General features: G+C 59.3%; 13 protein-coding genes and 1 pseudogene. 7 read left to right on the top strand and 7 right to left on the bottom strand.

The features are described from left to right. Window positions 1-11: 11 nt before the first annotated feature. Window positions 12-1,166 (bottom strand): FAD-dependent urate hydroxylase HpxO, encoded by a 1,155-nt coding sequence (hpxO, locus tag DA718_RS17870; protein ID WP_112215244.1) that lies wholly within the window; start codon window positions 1,164-1,166, stop codon window positions 12-14. Window positions 1,167-1,406: 240 nt separating this feature from the next. Between hpxO and uraD the strand changes: the two genes are divergently transcribed. After that, a complete protein-coding gene (gene uraD / locus DA718_RS17865; RefSeq protein ID WP_112215243.1) occupies window positions 1,407-1,907 on the top strand; it encodes a 2-oxo-4-hydroxy-4-carboxy-5-ureidoimidazoline decarboxylase in 501 nt (166 codons plus the stop codon). Then, entirely contained in the window at window positions 1,904-2,230 is a 327-nt protein-coding gene (gene uraH / locus DA718_RS17860) for a hydroxyisourate hydrolase (RefSeq protein ID WP_112215242.1), read from the top strand. The genes uraD and uraH overlap by 4 nt, the downstream gene beginning before the upstream one ends. A gap of 87 nt (window positions 2,231-2,317) precedes the next feature. Here uraH and guaD read toward each other — a convergent pair whose 3' ends face one another. Beyond that, window positions 2,318-3,637, bottom strand: a complete 1,320-nt coding sequence (gene guaD / locus DA718_RS17855) for a guanine deaminase (protein ID WP_112215241.1) — start codon at window positions 3,635-3,637, stop codon at window positions 2,318-2,320. 110 nt (window positions 3,638-3,747) lie between these two features. Continuing rightward, complete coding sequence (locus tag DA718_RS17850; protein WP_112215240.1) at window positions 3,748-5,235, bottom strand: NCS1 family nucleobase:cation symporter-1; 1,488 nt, start codon at window positions 5,233-5,235, stop codon at window positions 3,748-3,750. A gap of 144 nt (window positions 5,236-5,379) precedes the next feature. On the opposite strand from DA718_RS17850, the gene DA718_RS17845 reads away from it, so the two are divergent. The 3 genes and pseudogenes from DA718_RS17845 to puuE all read left to right on the top strand — a co-directional run bounded on the left by DA718_RS17845 (window position 5,380) and on the right by puuE (window position 7,788). Further along, the gene (locus DA718_RS17845; RefSeq protein ID WP_112215239.1) at window positions 5,380-6,096 is read left to right on the top strand and encodes a GntR family transcriptional regulator; all 717 of its coding nucleotides are present in this window, start codon (window positions 5,380-5,382) and stop codon (window positions 6,094-6,096) included. Beyond that, window positions 6,096-7,004 (top strand): annotated as a pseudogene (gene hpxA / locus DA718_RS17840) (allantoin racemase). The gene DA718_RS17845 and the pseudogene hpxA overlap by 1 nt, the downstream one beginning before the upstream one ends. After that, window positions 6,889-7,788 carry an allantoinase PuuE gene (puuE, locus tag DA718_RS17835; RefSeq protein WP_227016020.1) on the top strand — a complete coding sequence of 300 codons (900 nt, stop codon included), beginning with the start codon at window positions 6,889-6,891 and terminating at the stop codon, window positions 7,786-7,788. Before hpxA ends, puuE begins: the two are co-directional and overlap by 116 nt. Window positions 7,789-8,473: 685 nt before the next feature. Here the strand turns inward: puuE and hpxZ are convergent. The 4 genes from hpxZ to hpxW are packed head-to-tail and all read right to left on the bottom strand — an operon-like array spanning window position 8,474 to window position 12,032. Continuing rightward, on the bottom strand, window positions 8,474-8,860 hold the full coding sequence (hpxZ, locus tag DA718_RS17830) for an oxalurate catabolism protein HpxZ (protein ID WP_167492792.1): 387 nt from the start codon (window positions 8,858-8,860) through the stop codon (window positions 8,474-8,476). Continuing rightward, complete coding sequence (locus DA718_RS17825; RefSeq protein WP_112215236.1) at window positions 8,857-10,254, bottom strand: AtzE family amidohydrolase; 1,398 nt, start codon at window positions 10,252-10,254, stop codon at window positions 8,857-8,859. Before DA718_RS17825 ends, hpxZ begins: the two co-directional genes overlap by 4 nt. After that, window positions 10,251-10,439: an oxalurate catabolism protein HpxX gene (gene hpxX, locus DA718_RS17820; protein WP_112215235.1), complete on the bottom strand. Its 189-nt coding sequence runs from the start codon at window positions 10,437-10,439 to the stop codon at window positions 10,251-10,253. Before hpxX ends, DA718_RS17825 begins: the two co-directional genes overlap by 4 nt. A gap of 9 nt (window positions 10,440-10,448) precedes the next feature. Beyond that, complete coding sequence (hpxW, locus tag DA718_RS17815; protein WP_112215234.1) at window positions 10,449-12,032, bottom strand: oxamate amidohydrolase; 1,584 nt, start codon at window positions 12,030-12,032, stop codon at window positions 10,449-10,451. Window positions 12,033-12,200: 168 nt separating this feature from the next. Here hpxW and hpxU point away from each other — a divergent pair, with 168 nt between their 5' ends. Both hpxU and DA718_RS17805 read left to right on the top strand, forming a co-directional pair. Then, entirely contained in the window at window positions 12,201-13,040 is an 840-nt protein-coding gene (gene hpxU, locus DA718_RS17810; protein WP_112215233.1) for a MurR/RpiR family transcriptional regulator HpxU, read from the top strand. A gap of 214 nt (window positions 13,041-13,254) precedes the next feature. After that, window positions 13,255-14,040, top strand: coding sequence for a transporter substrate-binding domain-containing protein (locus DA718_RS17805; protein WP_112215232.1), 786 nt, complete (start codon window positions 13,255-13,257; stop codon window positions 14,038-14,040). Window positions 14,041-14,046: the final 6 nt, after the last annotated feature.

Below are 14,046 nucleotides of genomic sequence, written 5' to 3'. Positions count from 1 at the left end.
AACCACAACCTTTACCCTAACGGGCCACCCTGAATGGTTTCGCACAGACCATTGATAATCCGCTCACCGGTCTCGGTTTTCAGCTCCTGGTACCAGGCTTGCGTCTGCACCATATCTTTGCCATGGGTCACATCACAACGTTTACGCGCTTTCAGCACCAGGTCACGAACCCGGTCGCGGCGCAGCGCTTCATACTGCTGCAATACCCCGGCAATATCGTGGCTTTGGCGGAACAGATCTCCCAGCACCACCGCATCTTCCATCGCCGCGCAGCCGCCCTGGCCGATATCCGGGGTGGTGCTGTGCCCGGCGTCGCCCAGCAGAGCGACCTTACCGCGGATCAGCTTATCAAACGGCTCAATATCATGGATTTCAATCCGGTTGGTGGTTTGCGGATCGAGAGCGGCAATCAGCTTCTGCACCTGAGGCGCCCAACCGCTGAAATAACGGCTGAGATCCGCCCGCAACGTGTTGCGATCCTCAGCAAGCCCGGTTGGAAGCGGAACATCAAAGAAAAAGTAAAACCGTCCATCAGAAACCGGCATCAGCGACACGCGCTTGCCCTCGCCGACAAAGGTCGTCCACTGATTACCCGGCGCAATCGCCTCATCGATTTCTACCAGACCATTCCAGTTAACGTAGCCCGCGTAGCGCCGCTCCGGGCAAAAGCCGAGAACGTAAGGGCGCAGCGCTGAATGGCTACCGTCGGCGGCAATTAAAAAATCCCCCTCAGCCAGCGACCCGTCGGTAAACCAGACGCGAACGCCGTCAGCGTGTTCTTCGCAGCGGGTGACCCGTTTACCAAACTGCACGGCATCGCGCCCCCAGAAGTCGAGCATTTCGCGCTGCAGCTCGGCGCGGGACACCGGGCAGGGACGACCTCCGGTGCGCTCCACCAGCGGAGCAAGGCTGAACTGGGTAAGGTTCTCTCCCCGCAGGTAATCCTTGTAAGCCAGAAAATGCATCGGGCCGCCGTAGTTCTCGATAATCTCGCCCATGCCCAAATGCTGCATACACTTCACGCCGTTGGGCCAGATAGAGATAGCCGCGCCCACCGGCTTAATTTCTTTAACTGCTTCAAACACTTCGCAGTCTACACCTGCATTTTTCAGCGCCACCGCTGCGCTCAGGCCGCCGATTCCACCGCCGATAACTAATGCTTTCATTTTCTTCTCCTTTGCCTGGGTCATTATTGGCTGAGCAATTTGCGTACCACCCTGTTGAACGGCGATATTTGCGGCAAAGGGCGGCGTAAATGCGCCAAAGTAGTGCGTTTTGCCACCGCGAGTGCCTTTTTATGAATCAAAAATTGCTAATTGAGTTATGGGGAATCTATTGTTTCATGTGGGGGAGTTTGGCGTGGTTTATGCAAGGTTCAGGTTGTGAGTGAGGCTAAAGGAGCCACTATGATTTCTCTGGAACGCTTTAATCAGCTCAGTCAAAACGATGCCCGCGCTGTGCTTCAGCCCTGCGTAGCGCTTCCAATCTGGTCAGCGTCGCTGATACAGGCACGACCATTTGCGAATTTTGCCGTGCTGCTCAGCACCGCGCAGCAGCTGATGCAGGAGTGGGGGGAAGCGGAATTGAACGAGGCGCTGAGCACCCATCCGCGTATCGGCGAGAAGCCCGCAGGGCAAGAGGCGCATGCGGCGCTCTCACGTCAGGAACAAGGGAACGTTAACGATCGCGATGCCCGGCTGGCCCAGGCGCTGAAAGAGGGTAATGCCCGCTACGAAGCGCGGTTTGGTCGGGTCTTTTTGATTCGCGCCAAAGGGCGCTGCGGGGATGAGATCTTAGAGATGCTGTCGCGTCGTTTGCGTAACAGCGATAGCGAAGAAGTACAGGACGCGTTAGCGCAGCTGCGCGAAATCACCTTATTAAGACTGGAAGGAGTTATTGGCGAATGAGCACGTTAAGTACCCATATTCTGGATATCTCAACCGGCCGCCCGGCGCAGGGCGTTAAGGTTGTGCTGGAGCGAGAAGGGGCGCGGATTGCCAGCGGCGTGACCGATAGTCATGGCCGCATTGGCGAGCTGGGGGCCGGGCCGCTGGCGGTGGGGAGTTACCGGCTGGTTGCCGAGATTGGCGAATGGTTTGCCGCCAGCGGGCGCGAGACGCTGTATCTGAAGGCGCAGATTGATTTTGCCATCCGCAAGGCGACGGACGACCATTTTCATCTACCGTTTTTAATTGCTCCCGGTGGCTGGTCGACCTATCGCGGCAGCTAAATTCCCCCGGAGGCGGCGCTGCGCGTTCGGCACTGTCTGTGGTCTGGTAGCCCGGACAGGCACAACGTGCCGCCTCCGGGAAAAGAACTATACCGCAGCCGCATCACCCCATACGCGCTCACCGTTCACCCACGTCTCGCTGATATTACGCTCATCGCCCAGGGTCATCAGGACGAACAGCTGCTCATAGATATCTTTGCAACGCCCGTTGCGTAAGCGCTGAAGAGGCGTGACCGCCGGATCGATAACCACAAAATCGGCTTCTTTTCCAGGCTGGAAATTACCAATCTTCTCATCGAGACGCAGGGCGCGCGCGCCGCCGAGAGTGGCATGATAGAACGCTTCGCTGGCGCGCAGGCGATAGCTTTGCAACTGGCTCACTTTATACGCCTCACCGAGAGTGCGCAGCATACTGAAGGTGGTGCCTGCGCCAACATCGCTACCGATACCCATCCGCACCTTTTTCTGCCAGCAGGTCGGTAAACGAAACAGCCCGCTGCCGAGAAACAGGTTTGAGGTCGGGCAAAAGGCCAGCGCCGAACCGGTATCGTGCAGGCACTGCCACTCTGCATCCGCCAGATGAATACCGTGGGCGAATACGCTGCGCTCGCCGGTCAACTGATAGTGATGGTAAACATCAAGATAGTGCTCATGTTCCGGCCACAAGCTTTTTACCCATGCGACTTCATTGAGATTTTCGCTCAGATGCGTTTGCAGCCAGGTATCGGGAAACTCCTCCCGCAGCTGCTGTACCGCCGCCAGCAGCTCCGGCGTCGAGGTTGGCGCGAAGCGTGGCGTAATGGCGTAGCCGAGGCGGCCGCGCTGGTGCCAGCGCTGGAGCAGCTCGCGAGTTTGTCGGTAGCTTTGCTCTGCGCTTTCGCTCAGATAATCCGGGGCGTGGCGGTCCATCATCACTTTCCCGGCGAGCAGGCGCATATTCAGCCGTAGCGCTTCGCTAAACAGCGCATCGACTGATTCCGGATGCAAGGTGCAAAATACCAGCGCGGTGGTGGTGCCGTGACTCAGCAACTGGTTAACGAAAAATTGTGCGATCTCCGCGGCGTAGTCGGCGTCGGCAAACTGGCTCTCCACCGGAAACGTGTAGGTAGTGAGCCACTCCAGTAGCTGCTCGCCGAATGCGCCAATCATTTCGGTCTGCGGATAATGTACGTGGGCATCGACAAAGCCGGGGAGTAGCAGCTTACCGCGCAGGTCGCGATAGCCCTTCAGCGGATGCAAATATTGTTCGCCCTCCTGCCAGGGCAGCAGCGCCTGAATGCATCCGTCCCGGAGAAACAAAATACCATCCTCCAGATAGTGCGCGTGTCGGGCGATATCTTCAGCGCTATCGGCAACAGCGGCGATATCGAAAAATGCGCCGCGAACTGCGGCATGGTAGTCCATCATCTTAGCTGCCTTGTGGATTAGTGAGAGGATAGGTTAATTGAGCAAGATTGATGCCAGTTTGCGCAGGAGGTGAACCGTCGCGACAGGATGCCGCGACGGGGGAAGGGGAATCACTCTTTCTGGGCGAAGGCGCTAAAACCGGCAGTGGCGTTGACGCGTTCGTCGCGGGCAATCCAGCGATAGGCCGCGCCGCTCAGGAATACGCCGATAAACCAGCTAAAGTTAGCCACTTCGTGCAGGGCCGGAATAAAACTGATGATCAGACCAATAGCAACGGAAGGTACCAACGCGGCGATAGCTTTCGGGTTAAAGCCGTTGCGGTACCAGTACTGGCCTTTTGGTGTGTCGTCGAACAGGTCGTTGATCGAAACCTGCCCGCGCTTAATGATGTAGAAATCGACGATCAGGATGCCGAACAGCGGGCCGATAAACGCCCCCAGGACGTCGAGGGTATAATGGATAAGCTCCGGTGAGTTAAACAGGTTCCACGGCGTCAGCAGGATTGACCCGACGGCGGCAATCATCCCTCCGGTACGGAAGCTGATTTTCTGCGGCGAGCAGTTCGAGAAATCGAACGCCGGAGAGACAAAGTTAGCCACGATATTAATCCCGATGGTGGCGGTGATCATGGTCAGCAGGCCAATGGCGACCGCCAGGTCGTTGCCCACGCGGCTGACGGTTTCAATCGGGTCGGTGATCATGCGGCCAAACAGCGACTGGGTGCCGGAAACAATCACTACGGTCACGATAGAGAACAGCAGGAAGTTGAACGGCAGGCCCCAGCGGTTGCCGCGGCGGATCTCGCCCATGCTTTTACCGTAGCGCGAGAAATCGCCAAAGTTGAGCAGCGGACCGGAGAAGTAGGAGACCACCAGCGCGGTGGCGGTGATCATCTGCCAGGTTTGCTCCCCGGCGCTCAGCGATTTGCTGGCGAGGGTAAAGGAGATCCCGTCAAAACCAGTTTTGTATACAATCCATCCCGCTAACGCCAGCATCACTACGTAGACCGCCGGACCGGCAATATCGATAAAGCGCTTAATGGCGCTCATCCCGTGCCAGAACACCATTGCCTGTAGCAGCCACATGGTGGCGAAGCACAGCCAGCCCAGATGCGACAAGCCAAGGAAGCTGGCCTCGGTGAGCGTTGACAGCGACGGCCAGAACTTCAGCAGCACCAGCATCAGCGCGTTGGCCGCCAGATAAGTTTGAATGCCGTACCACGCGAAGGCGATAAGCCCGCGGATCACCGCCGGAATATTGGCCCCGAAGACGCCAAACGCCTGACGACAAATCACCGCGTAGGGGACGCCCGCCATCTGGCTGGGCTTCGCCACCAGATTCGCGCATAGCTGAACGATACAAATCCCCACCAGCAGGCACAGCAGCACCTGCCAGCTCGCGAGGCCAAGAGTAAAGAAGCTCGCGGCTACCACATAACCCCCCATGCTGTGCACATCCGACATCCAGAAAGAAAAGATGTTGTACCAGCTCCAGTTCTGGTCGCGCGTCGGCGCCAGATCCTCATTGCAAAGTCGTGGGCTGTATCCAGCGTGGGGATCAGCGGCCTTAACCTGGTGCGTATTTTGTGTATTTGGCATGAAACCTGCTCCTGTAAATGAAAACCCGTTTAAATGGATTGCAGGAGGTGTTGCAGGATTCAGGCCAAAATAGTTAATTTTGTATGCAAGAATTTATTTTTATGTATACGATTTGGCATCAGAGAGTAAAAATTGGAGTGGTTAATGAACAACCAACATCGCCTGCAGGCCGCGCCAGAGCTGCACGACAAAGACGAATCAATCTATCAGGCGCTGATGACCGCTATCGTCGAGCATCAGCTGCCGCCGGGAAGCAAACTGCCGGAAGAGGCCCTGGCAGAGGTGTTTGGCGTGAGCCGCACGGGGATCAGAAAAGTGCTGCAGCGACTCGCCACTGTGCAAATGGTCACTTTGACGCCCAAACGTGGTGCACAGGTCGCCAGCCCGACGGTCGAAGAAGCGCAGGAGATCTTTCGCACCCGCGCGTTGCTGGAGGTGGCGAATTTGCCGGATGTGCTGGCGCGCTGCCAGCCGCCGCATCTGGCGGCGCTGGAAACCATCACCCGTCAGGAGCAGCTGGCGCACGAAAGCTATAACGGCCCGGCGGCGATCCGCTACTCCGCCGAGTTTCATATACAGCTACAGGCGATTTCCGGCAATCAAGTGCTCACCGAGATGGTGACCCGCCTGAGCCAGCGCTCTTCATTAGTTATTGCTGCGTGGGGATCGCCGTGGCGTCAGGGCTGCCGCTGTGACGATCATGAACAGCTTATCCAGCTATTGCGCGACAAAGCGCTGCAGCCCCTGAGCGATGCGCTAACGCACCATTTTGAACATATCGTCGCCAGCCTCTGCTTTGAGCGTTCTGGCGTGACCTTACCTGATTTTGCCCGGCTGTTTGCCGATTATAAGGAGCCGTAATGGCCGCTATTTGTATACAAGTGATAAATCCCAATACCAGCCCCGGGATGACGGAAACCATTGGTGCCGCCGCGCGGGCGGTTGCCGCGCCGGGAACCGACATTCTGGCGGTCTGCCCGAGCGAGGGCGTGCCGTCAATAGAGGGCCACTTTGATGAAGCCATTGCCGCCGTCGGCGTGCTCGAGCAGATTAAAGCCGGTCGTCAACAGGGGGTGGATGGTCACGTGATTGCCTGCTTCGGCGATCCGGGTCTGCTGGCCGCGCGTGAACTGGCACAGGGGCCGGTGGTGGGGATTGCGGAAGCGGCGATGCATATGGCGACGCTGGTCGCCACCCGTTTCTCCATCGTGACCACGCTACCGCGCACCTTAATTATCGCTCGTCATCTCCTGCATCAGTATGGTTTTCACGACCACTGCGCTGCGCTACACGCGATTGATTTACCGGTGCTGGCGCTGGAGGACGGCAGCGGTCAGGCACAGGAGAAGGTGCGCGCGCGCTGTATTCAGGCGCTAAAGGAGGATGGCTGCGGGGCTATTGTGTTGGGCTGCGGCGGGATGGCGACGATCGCTCAGGAGCTGACTCGCGAACTGCGCGTGCCGGTAATTGATGGCGTCAGCGCGGCGGTCAAAATGGTTGAGTCGCTGGTGGCGTTGGGTCTGTCGACCAGCAAGCACGGCGATCTGGCCTTTCCCGAAGCTAAGGCGTTGAGTGGCAAATTTCAGGCATTAAATCCATTTTAAATTGAAGAGGTGGCAGATGGCATTTTGGGCAGACGATTATCCGCGCGACCTGCGCGGCTACGGCGGGCAGCCGCCGCATGCGCAGTGGCCGAACAACGCGCGGGTTGCCGTGCAGTTTGTTTTGAACTACGAAGAGGGTTCGGAAAACCATGTGCTGCACGGTGATGCCGGTTCCGAACAGTTCCTCTCCGACATCATCGGTGCCGCCAGCTATCCTGACCGCCATATGTCGATGGACTCATTATATGAGTACGGCAGCCGTGCGGGTTTCTGGCGCATCCATAATGAGTTCAGCAAGCGTGGACTGCCGCTGACCGTGTTCGGCGTCGCCATGGCGCTGGCGCGTCATCCCGAGGTGGTCGAGGCGATTAAAACGGCGAACTATGACGTAGTCAGCCACGGCTGGCGCTGGATCCATTACCAGAATATGCCCATCGAACAGGAGCGGGAGCATCTGAATAAAGCGGTGCAGGTATTAACCGATCTGTTTGGCAAACCGCCCACCGGGTGGTACACCGGGCGCGATAGCCCCAATACCCGCCAGCTGGTGGTTGAACACGGTGGTTTTGATTATGACAGCGATTATTACGGCGACGATTTGCCGTTCTGGAGCGAAGTGGCGTGCAGCGACGGTACGCGTAAGCCGCATCTGATCGTGCCTTATACCCTCGATGCCAACGATATGCGCTTCGCCACTGCCCAAGGGTTCAATTCCGCCGAGCAGTTTTACACCTATCTGAAAGATAGCTTCGATGTGCTGTATGAGGAGGGAGCCAGCGCGCCGAAGATGATGTCTATCGGCATGCACTGCCGCCTGCTTGGGCGTCCGGGCCGCTTCCGCGCCCTGCAGCGTTTCCTTGATTATGTTCAACAGCACGACCAGGTTTGGGTCTGTACCCGTCAGCAGATTGCCAACCACTGGCGCGAATTTCATCCGTTTGGTGGGTAACGTTGTTCCCCGGATCGCAGACGGTGGTGGGCCCGTAGCCCGGTCAGCGAAGCGCCACCGGGGAGGCAAACCGCAGAGTATTTCAGACCTGGCACATTCCCGGAGGCGATGCTGCGCATCTGTCCGGGCCACCGGCCCGCAGACGGCGATGGGCCCGTAGCCCGGTCAGCGAAGCGCCACCGGGGAAGCAAACCGCAGAGTATTTCAGACCAGGCACACTCCCGGAGGCGATGCTGCGCATCTGTCCGGGCTACTGACCCGCAGACGGTGGTAGACCCGTAGCCCGGTCAGCGAAGCGCCACCGGGGAAGCAAACCGCAGAGGATTTCAGACCAGGCACACTCCCGGAGGCGATGCTGCGCATCTGTCCGGGCTACCGGCCCGCAGACGGTGGCGGACCCGTAGCCCGGTCAGCGAAGCGCCACCGAGGAGGCAAACCGCAGAGTATTTCAGACCAGGCACATTCCCGGAGGCGATGCTGCGCATCTGTCCGGGCTACCGGCCTGCAGACGGTGGTGGCCCGTAGCCCGGTCAGCGAAGCGCCATCGCGGAAGCAAACCGCAGAGTATTTCAGACCAGGCACATTCCCGGAGGCGATGCTGCGCATCTGTCCGGGCTACCGGCCCGTAGACGGTGGCGGACCCGTAGCCCGGTCAGCGAAGCGCCACCGGGAAATGCGCAAGGACTTAACTCATCAAGCTGACTTGGGCGGCGACGATGCGCCAGCCAAAGGGGAAACGCACCCAGGTTTGCTGCTGGCGGCCTATGCGCTCGCTGCCTGCTCGGGTGAATTCCGTGCTGCACACCGCGTAATCTTCACCGAAAGTGGTGATGGTGGTGTGCCGCAGTTCGCGCTGCAAACCGGCCGCAGGACGGGCGGCGCGGAAGGCGCGGATTTCGTCGATACCGTATAAATTTTCCCCGGCTCCCAGCCGTACCGTGCGCTTATCGTGCCAGAACAGCTCATCCAGCACCGCAATATCATTGCTCACCAGCGCCTCCTCATAGCGGTAAAACGCCGCCGTTACCTCGGCGAGGACGAGCGGGCGGTTAATATGCTCTTGCGTCATCATGCTGCTATCTCCGCAGGGCGGGCATCGGTCATGCCCATCTCTTCCAGCGCCCGCGCCACGCGCAGGCAGGCTTGTTCGTTAAACGGCGCGGCAATTAATTGCATGCCAATCGGCTGCCCGCTCGCCGTGCGCAGCGGTACCGTGGTCACCGGTAACCCCAGGAAAGAGATAGGCTGGGTCAGCATTCCCATACTGGCGCGAATGGGCAGCGGCTGGCCGTTGATCTCCATCGTCTGCGCGCCGATGAGCGTGGCGCTGCAAGGCGTCGCCGGGGCGATCAGCACATCGGCGTGGGCGAACAGGGCTTTAAACGTCTGCTGCGCGTGGCGGCGGAAGCGCTGGGCCTGGAGATACCAGGACGCTGGAATCATCGCTCCTGCCAGCAGGCGCTCGCGGGAGTTTGGCTCAAAACGCTCAGGTTCGCAGCGCAGGGCGGGCAGGTACTGATTTCCCCCCTCGGAGGCACTCATAATAAACGCCGCCGACCGGGCCAGCTCGGCCTCCGGGAAGATCAACTCTTCATGCGCCCCAAGCGCCTGGGCTACGCGGGCGACAGCGGTACGCGCATCGCTATCGCACCAGGTTGAAAAATAGCCGCCGAGGGTGGCGCAGCGCAGCCCTTCCAGGCCCCGCGGCAGCAGGTTAGCCGTGCGCTCGCTGGCTTTGTCAGCCTGAAAACCATCGGCGGGATCGCGGCCCTGTAGCGCGTCATAAACCGCTGAAAGGTCGCAAACGCTGCGGGCAAACGGGCCGATGTGGTCAAGGCTGGCGACGAACGGATGGCTACCGGAGCGCGACAGGCGGCCAAAAGTCGGCTTCAGGCCAAATATCCCGCACAGCGAGGCCGGGACGCGAATAGAGCCGTTGGTATCACTTCCCAGCGAAAAATGCACCAGCCCGGCGGCCACCGATGCCGCCGAACCGCCTGAAGAACCTCCGGCGATCCGCGAAAGATCGTGCGGGTTATGCGTCGCCCCGTAGTGGCTATTTTCAGTGGTAAAACCGTAGGCGTAGGCATCCATATTCAGCATGCCGGATAGCAGCGCGCCCGCGCTATGCAGCTGGCGCACCGCCCAGCTATCGGCAGTCGCCGCAGGACGGTCGCTCAGCAGCTGCGCTCCGGCAAGGGTCGTGTGCCCGGCGACATCAAACAGATTTTTCACCGCATAGGGAACGCCAGCCAGCGCGGGCAGGGGCTTTTTTTCCCGCCGCAGGGTGTCGATATTCTCCGCCTCAGCCAGCATTCGCTTTTCGCTGACGTGGGTCCAGGCGTTGATCTGCGGGTTAACGCGCGCGATGTTCTCCAGCGTGTGGCGGGCAATCTCTTTGGCGCTGAGTTCACCGCTGGTCAGCGCGCGCTGTATTTCGTGAATCGTCATTTCATTGAGGTTCATGCTTTATACACTCCGGCAATTTCGACTCGTTCGTCGAGTGGGAAGGCCAGCAGCGGCCCGGCCATCGCGGCAATGCGGCTGAACTGCACTCTGAGCTCTGCGCGGCGTTCTTTGTCCAGCTCCAGCGCCAGCAGCTGTTCCATTTGTGTGAGATAAGCGTCCCATTCGTTGTGCGGTGTGTTCATTATCGACTCCTAATATCCGGCGGCGGAGCCGTTGCTGCGCGGATCGCTGGCCCCCTCAAACAGGCCGTTGGGGTGGCGAACAATCGCCCCTGCGTGACCCATGGCTTCGCTAAAATCGGCCAGAACTTCAACGTCGTGCCCCAGTTCGCGCAGTTGGGCGATGCTTTCAGCGCTGAAGCGGCCCTCCAGCTTGAGTGAGTCCGAAGTCTGCCCCCAGGTGCGCCCCAGCAGCCAGCGCGGCCGGGTGATGCTCTCCTGCAGTGGCGCATTTTGCATCACGTAGCGGGTGAAGATGGCGGCCTGGGTTTGCGGCTGGCCGTCACCGCCCATCGAGCCATAAACCATCACCCGACCATCGTTTAGCCGTGCGGCAGCGGGATTCAGGGTATGGAACGGTTGCTTACCGGGGGCCAGCGCCAGCAGGTGGCTCGGGTCAAGGCTGAACGACGCTCCACGGTTCTGCCAGACGATCCCGCTATCGGGCAGCACCACGCCGCTACCGAACTCGTGATAGAGGCTCTGAATAAAGGAAACCGCAAGGCCGTTTTTATCGATCACGCCCATCCACACCGTATCGCCCGGACCTTTGCCTGCGCCCCACGGAGCGGCCTGCTGGTCGTTGATTTTATCCGCCAGCGGCTGTAGCGCGGTGGGTTCCAGCAGGCTTTGAATATCGACATCCAGGTGGCGCGGGTCGGTGATATGCGCGTCGCGCAGACCGAAGGCCAGCTTGGTGGCCTCAACAATGCGGTGGACGGTCATCGCCTCGTCAGCCTCGGCCATCGCCAGCCGGTCGGTGATGCCGAGGATCGCCAGCGAAACCAGCCCCTGAGTCGGCGGCGCGAGGTTCCACAGTTCGCCGTGCTGATGATCGAGCCGGAGCGGCAGCGGACGGCGGGCGCGATGCTGCTGCAGATCGCTGAGGGTCACCGGCAGCCCGTATTTTTCCATGCCGCGGGCGAGATGCTCCGCCAGCGGTCCGCGATAGAAGCTGTCTAATCCTTCCTCTGCTAAACGACGCAAGGTGTTCGCCAGTGCTGGTTGTAAAAAGCGGCTGCCGGCTTTCGGCGGCTGGCCGTCGACCAGATACGTTTCGGCAAAGCCGGGCTGGTCGCGCAGCTCGCTGAATTTACCGGCGGTTGCGCTGGCCTGCGAGGCGGTGACCGGGATGCCGTTTTCCGCGTAGCCGATGGCGTCCTCCAGCAGGCGCGTCAGCGGCAGCCCACTTGCGGTTAAATCGCGCGAAATCTTCAGCGCTTCATCCCAGCCGCTAACGGTACCCGCCACGGTCAGCGCTGCCTGCGGGCCACGATGGGGAATGTGCGCCAGCCCGGCATAGGCCTGCGGCGTTGCCCGCGAACCCGCCGCGCCGCTGGCGTCAATGGCAATGGGGTCGCCTTCGGGCGGGACGATAAGCCAGAAACCATCGCCACCGAGTCCGTTCATATGCGGATAAACCACGGCAATCGTCGCGGCGGCGGCGACCATGGCTTCAATCGCGCTTCCCCCTTCGCGCAGAACCGCCAGCGCGCTTTGGCTGGCCAGATGATGGGGGGCGACCGCCATCCCGTGGGCGGCAACATGACTTTGCATAGGTTGTCCTCAATTAACCGAATCGTTTGTTGAGGGTTGCAAAAGCTGTTCCATGTCTGAACGTAAAGTTTCAACCGCTGCCAGCGAGACGCATTTTTTGCGGAACTGGCATGCATTATGAAAGCGGATACGGTTATGATGCGGTGAAACGAAAGTTACAGAGGTCTTATGCAACAGCTTGATGAACGACTAAAAGAGCAGTACGCGTCTTTATCGCCCCAGGAGCAGCGGGTGGCGGATTTTATTTTCGATCATTTTGATGACCTGATTAGTTACAACAGCGCAGAGCTGGCACAGCTTAGCGGCGTATCGAAGGCCACAGTCAGCCGTCTGTTCAAGCGTCTGGGCTATGAGAAATATAAAGATATGCGCGATGAGCTGCGCACACTGCGCCAGAGCGGCATGCCGCTGACCGACAACCGCGATGCGGTGCAGGGTAACACGCTGCTGGCGCGCCACTATAAACAGGAGATGGCAAATCTGACCCAGTGGGTCAACGCGCTGGAAGTGCAGCAGTTCGCCGAGGCGATTCAGGCGCTGGTTGCCGCCCGGCGTATTGTTATTGTCGGTATGCGCAATGCTTATCCTGCGGCGCTGCACCTGCGCCAGCAGCTATTACAGGCGCGCGGGCAGGTGCTGGTGCTGCCGCAGCCAGGACAAAGCTTAAGCGAAGAGCTGGTGGATTTAACCGCCGAAGATCTGGTGGTGGTGATGGCGTTTCGCCGCCGCCCGCGAATTATTCGCCCGCTGTTGCAGCAGCTACAGAGCAGCGGGATCCCGGTTCTGCTGATGTGCGAGCCGCAGGCTCATGGCCTGTTTCCGCTCGCGCGCTGGCAGCTCTGCGCGCCGCTGGATAGCGTATCGGCCTACGACAGCTACGCCTCGGTCAACAGCCTGATCAATCTGCTGGCGAACGCTTTCCTGCATGAAATCCTTGATAAAGGGCGTCCGCGCATTCACGACATAGCGACCCTTTACCAACAACTGGACGAACTGGAACAACGATAATGGGGCGCCAGCGTGGTGCTTTGCATAGTTTTGGTGCGCTAAAAAAACGAGGAGACGCGCCTCCGTTTCCTCTTAATTCCTCTCTTTTTCTTTTATTCCCGGTGGTTAACTGAATTTCGGTTAATGGCTTAACGCTGAGATTTATCTGGCACATTAGTTGCAAAAGTGACTTTAAAGAATCTTTTGTTTCATGCTAACGTAACGGGTAAACATCATGAAGAAACTGTTGATCGCACTGGCCGGGGCCGCTTGTCTGTTAACCAACCTGTCGGCGGCGAAGGCTGACCAGCTCCAGGATATTGAAAAACGCGGCGTTATCCGCATTGCGGTGCCGCAGGACTTCCCGCCGTTTGGCTCGGTGGGCACCGACCTTCAGCCGCAGGGCTACGACATCGACATGGCGCGCTACCTCGCCAAAGAGATGAAGCTCAAATTGCAGTTGGTGCCGGTCACCAGCGCCAACCGCGTACCTTATCTGCAAACCGATAAGGTGGATCTGGTGATTTCCAGCCTCGGGAAAAACGCCGAGCGCGAGAAGGTGATTGATTTCAGCCGCGCCTACGCGCCGTTTTTCCTCGGCGTATTTGGCCCGAAAGGCGCTGAGCTGAAAGACCCGGTGGCGCTGAGCGGGAAAAGCGTTGGTGTGACCCGCGGCGCGGTGGAAGACATGGTGCTGACCAGCGTAGCGCCGAAAGAGGCGCAGATTAAGCGCTACGAAGATAACAACACCACGCTGTCGGCGTATCTTTCCGGCCAGGTGCAGTATGTGGCGACCGGCAACCTGGTGGTGGCGGCTATCTCGCGGCAGAACGCGGATAAAGCGCCGGTACCGAGCTTTATGCTGAAGGATTCACCGTGCTTTATCGGGCTGAAAAAGAATGAACCGGCACTGAAAGCGAAAGTGGATGCGCTGATTGAGCAAGGCGTCAAAGACGGCACGCTGAACGATTTGTCTGAAAAGTGGCTGAAAGCGCCGCTGCCTGCCAACCTTGGCGCGTAAGGCCCG

Source organism: Klebsiella huaxiensis, from assembly GCF_003261575.2.
GTDB lineage: Bacteria > Pseudomonadota > Gammaproteobacteria > Enterobacterales > Enterobacteriaceae > Klebsiella > Klebsiella huaxiensis.
Note: the sequence above shows the minus strand (reverse complement) of the source record. Positions and strands in the feature narration are given on the sequence as shown.

What these genes read in the sequence shown, in the direction of transcription:
- hpxO (WP_112215244.1), bottom strand. Translation starts at nt 1,166, where the DNA reads ATGAAAGCATTAGTTATCGGCGGTGGAATCGGCGGCCTGAGCGCAGCG.
- uraD (WP_112215243.1), top strand. Translation starts at nt 1,407, where the DNA reads ATGATTTCTCTGGAACGCTTTAATCAGCTCAGTCAAAACGATGCCCGC.
- uraH (WP_112215242.1), top strand. Translation starts at nt 1,904, where the DNA reads ATGAGCACGTTAAGTACCCATATTCTGGATATCTCAACCGGCCGCCCG.
- guaD (WP_112215241.1), bottom strand. Translation starts at nt 3,637, where the DNA reads ATGATGGACTACCATGCCGCAGTTCGCGGCGCATTTTTCGATATCGCC.
- DA718_RS17850 (WP_112215240.1), bottom strand. Translation starts at nt 5,235, where the DNA reads ATGCCAAATACACAAAATACGCACCAGGTTAAGGCCGCTGATCCCCAC.
- DA718_RS17845 (WP_112215239.1), top strand. Translation starts at nt 5,380, where the DNA reads ATGAACAACCAACATCGCCTGCAGGCCGCGCCAGAGCTGCACGACAAA.
- hpxZ (WP_167492792.1), bottom strand. Translation starts at nt 8,860, where the DNA reads ATGATGACGCAAGAGCATATTAACCGCCCGCTCGTCCTCGCCGAGGTA.
- DA718_RS17825 (WP_112215236.1), bottom strand. Translation starts at nt 10,254, where the DNA reads ATGAACCTCAATGAAATGACGATTCACGAAATACAGCGCGCGCTGACC.
- hpxX (WP_112215235.1), bottom strand. Translation starts at nt 10,439, where the DNA reads ATGAACACACCGCACAACGAATGGGACGCTTATCTCACACAAATGGAA.
- hpxW (WP_112215234.1), bottom strand. Translation starts at nt 12,032, where the DNA reads ATGCAAAGTCATGTTGCCGCCCACGGGATGGCGGTCGCCCCCCATCAT.
- hpxU (WP_112215233.1), top strand. Translation starts at nt 12,201, where the DNA reads ATGCAACAGCTTGATGAACGACTAAAAGAGCAGTACGCGTCTTTATCG.
- DA718_RS17805 (WP_112215232.1), top strand. Translation starts at nt 13,255, where the DNA reads ATGAAGAAACTGTTGATCGCACTGGCCGGGGCCGCTTGTCTGTTAACC.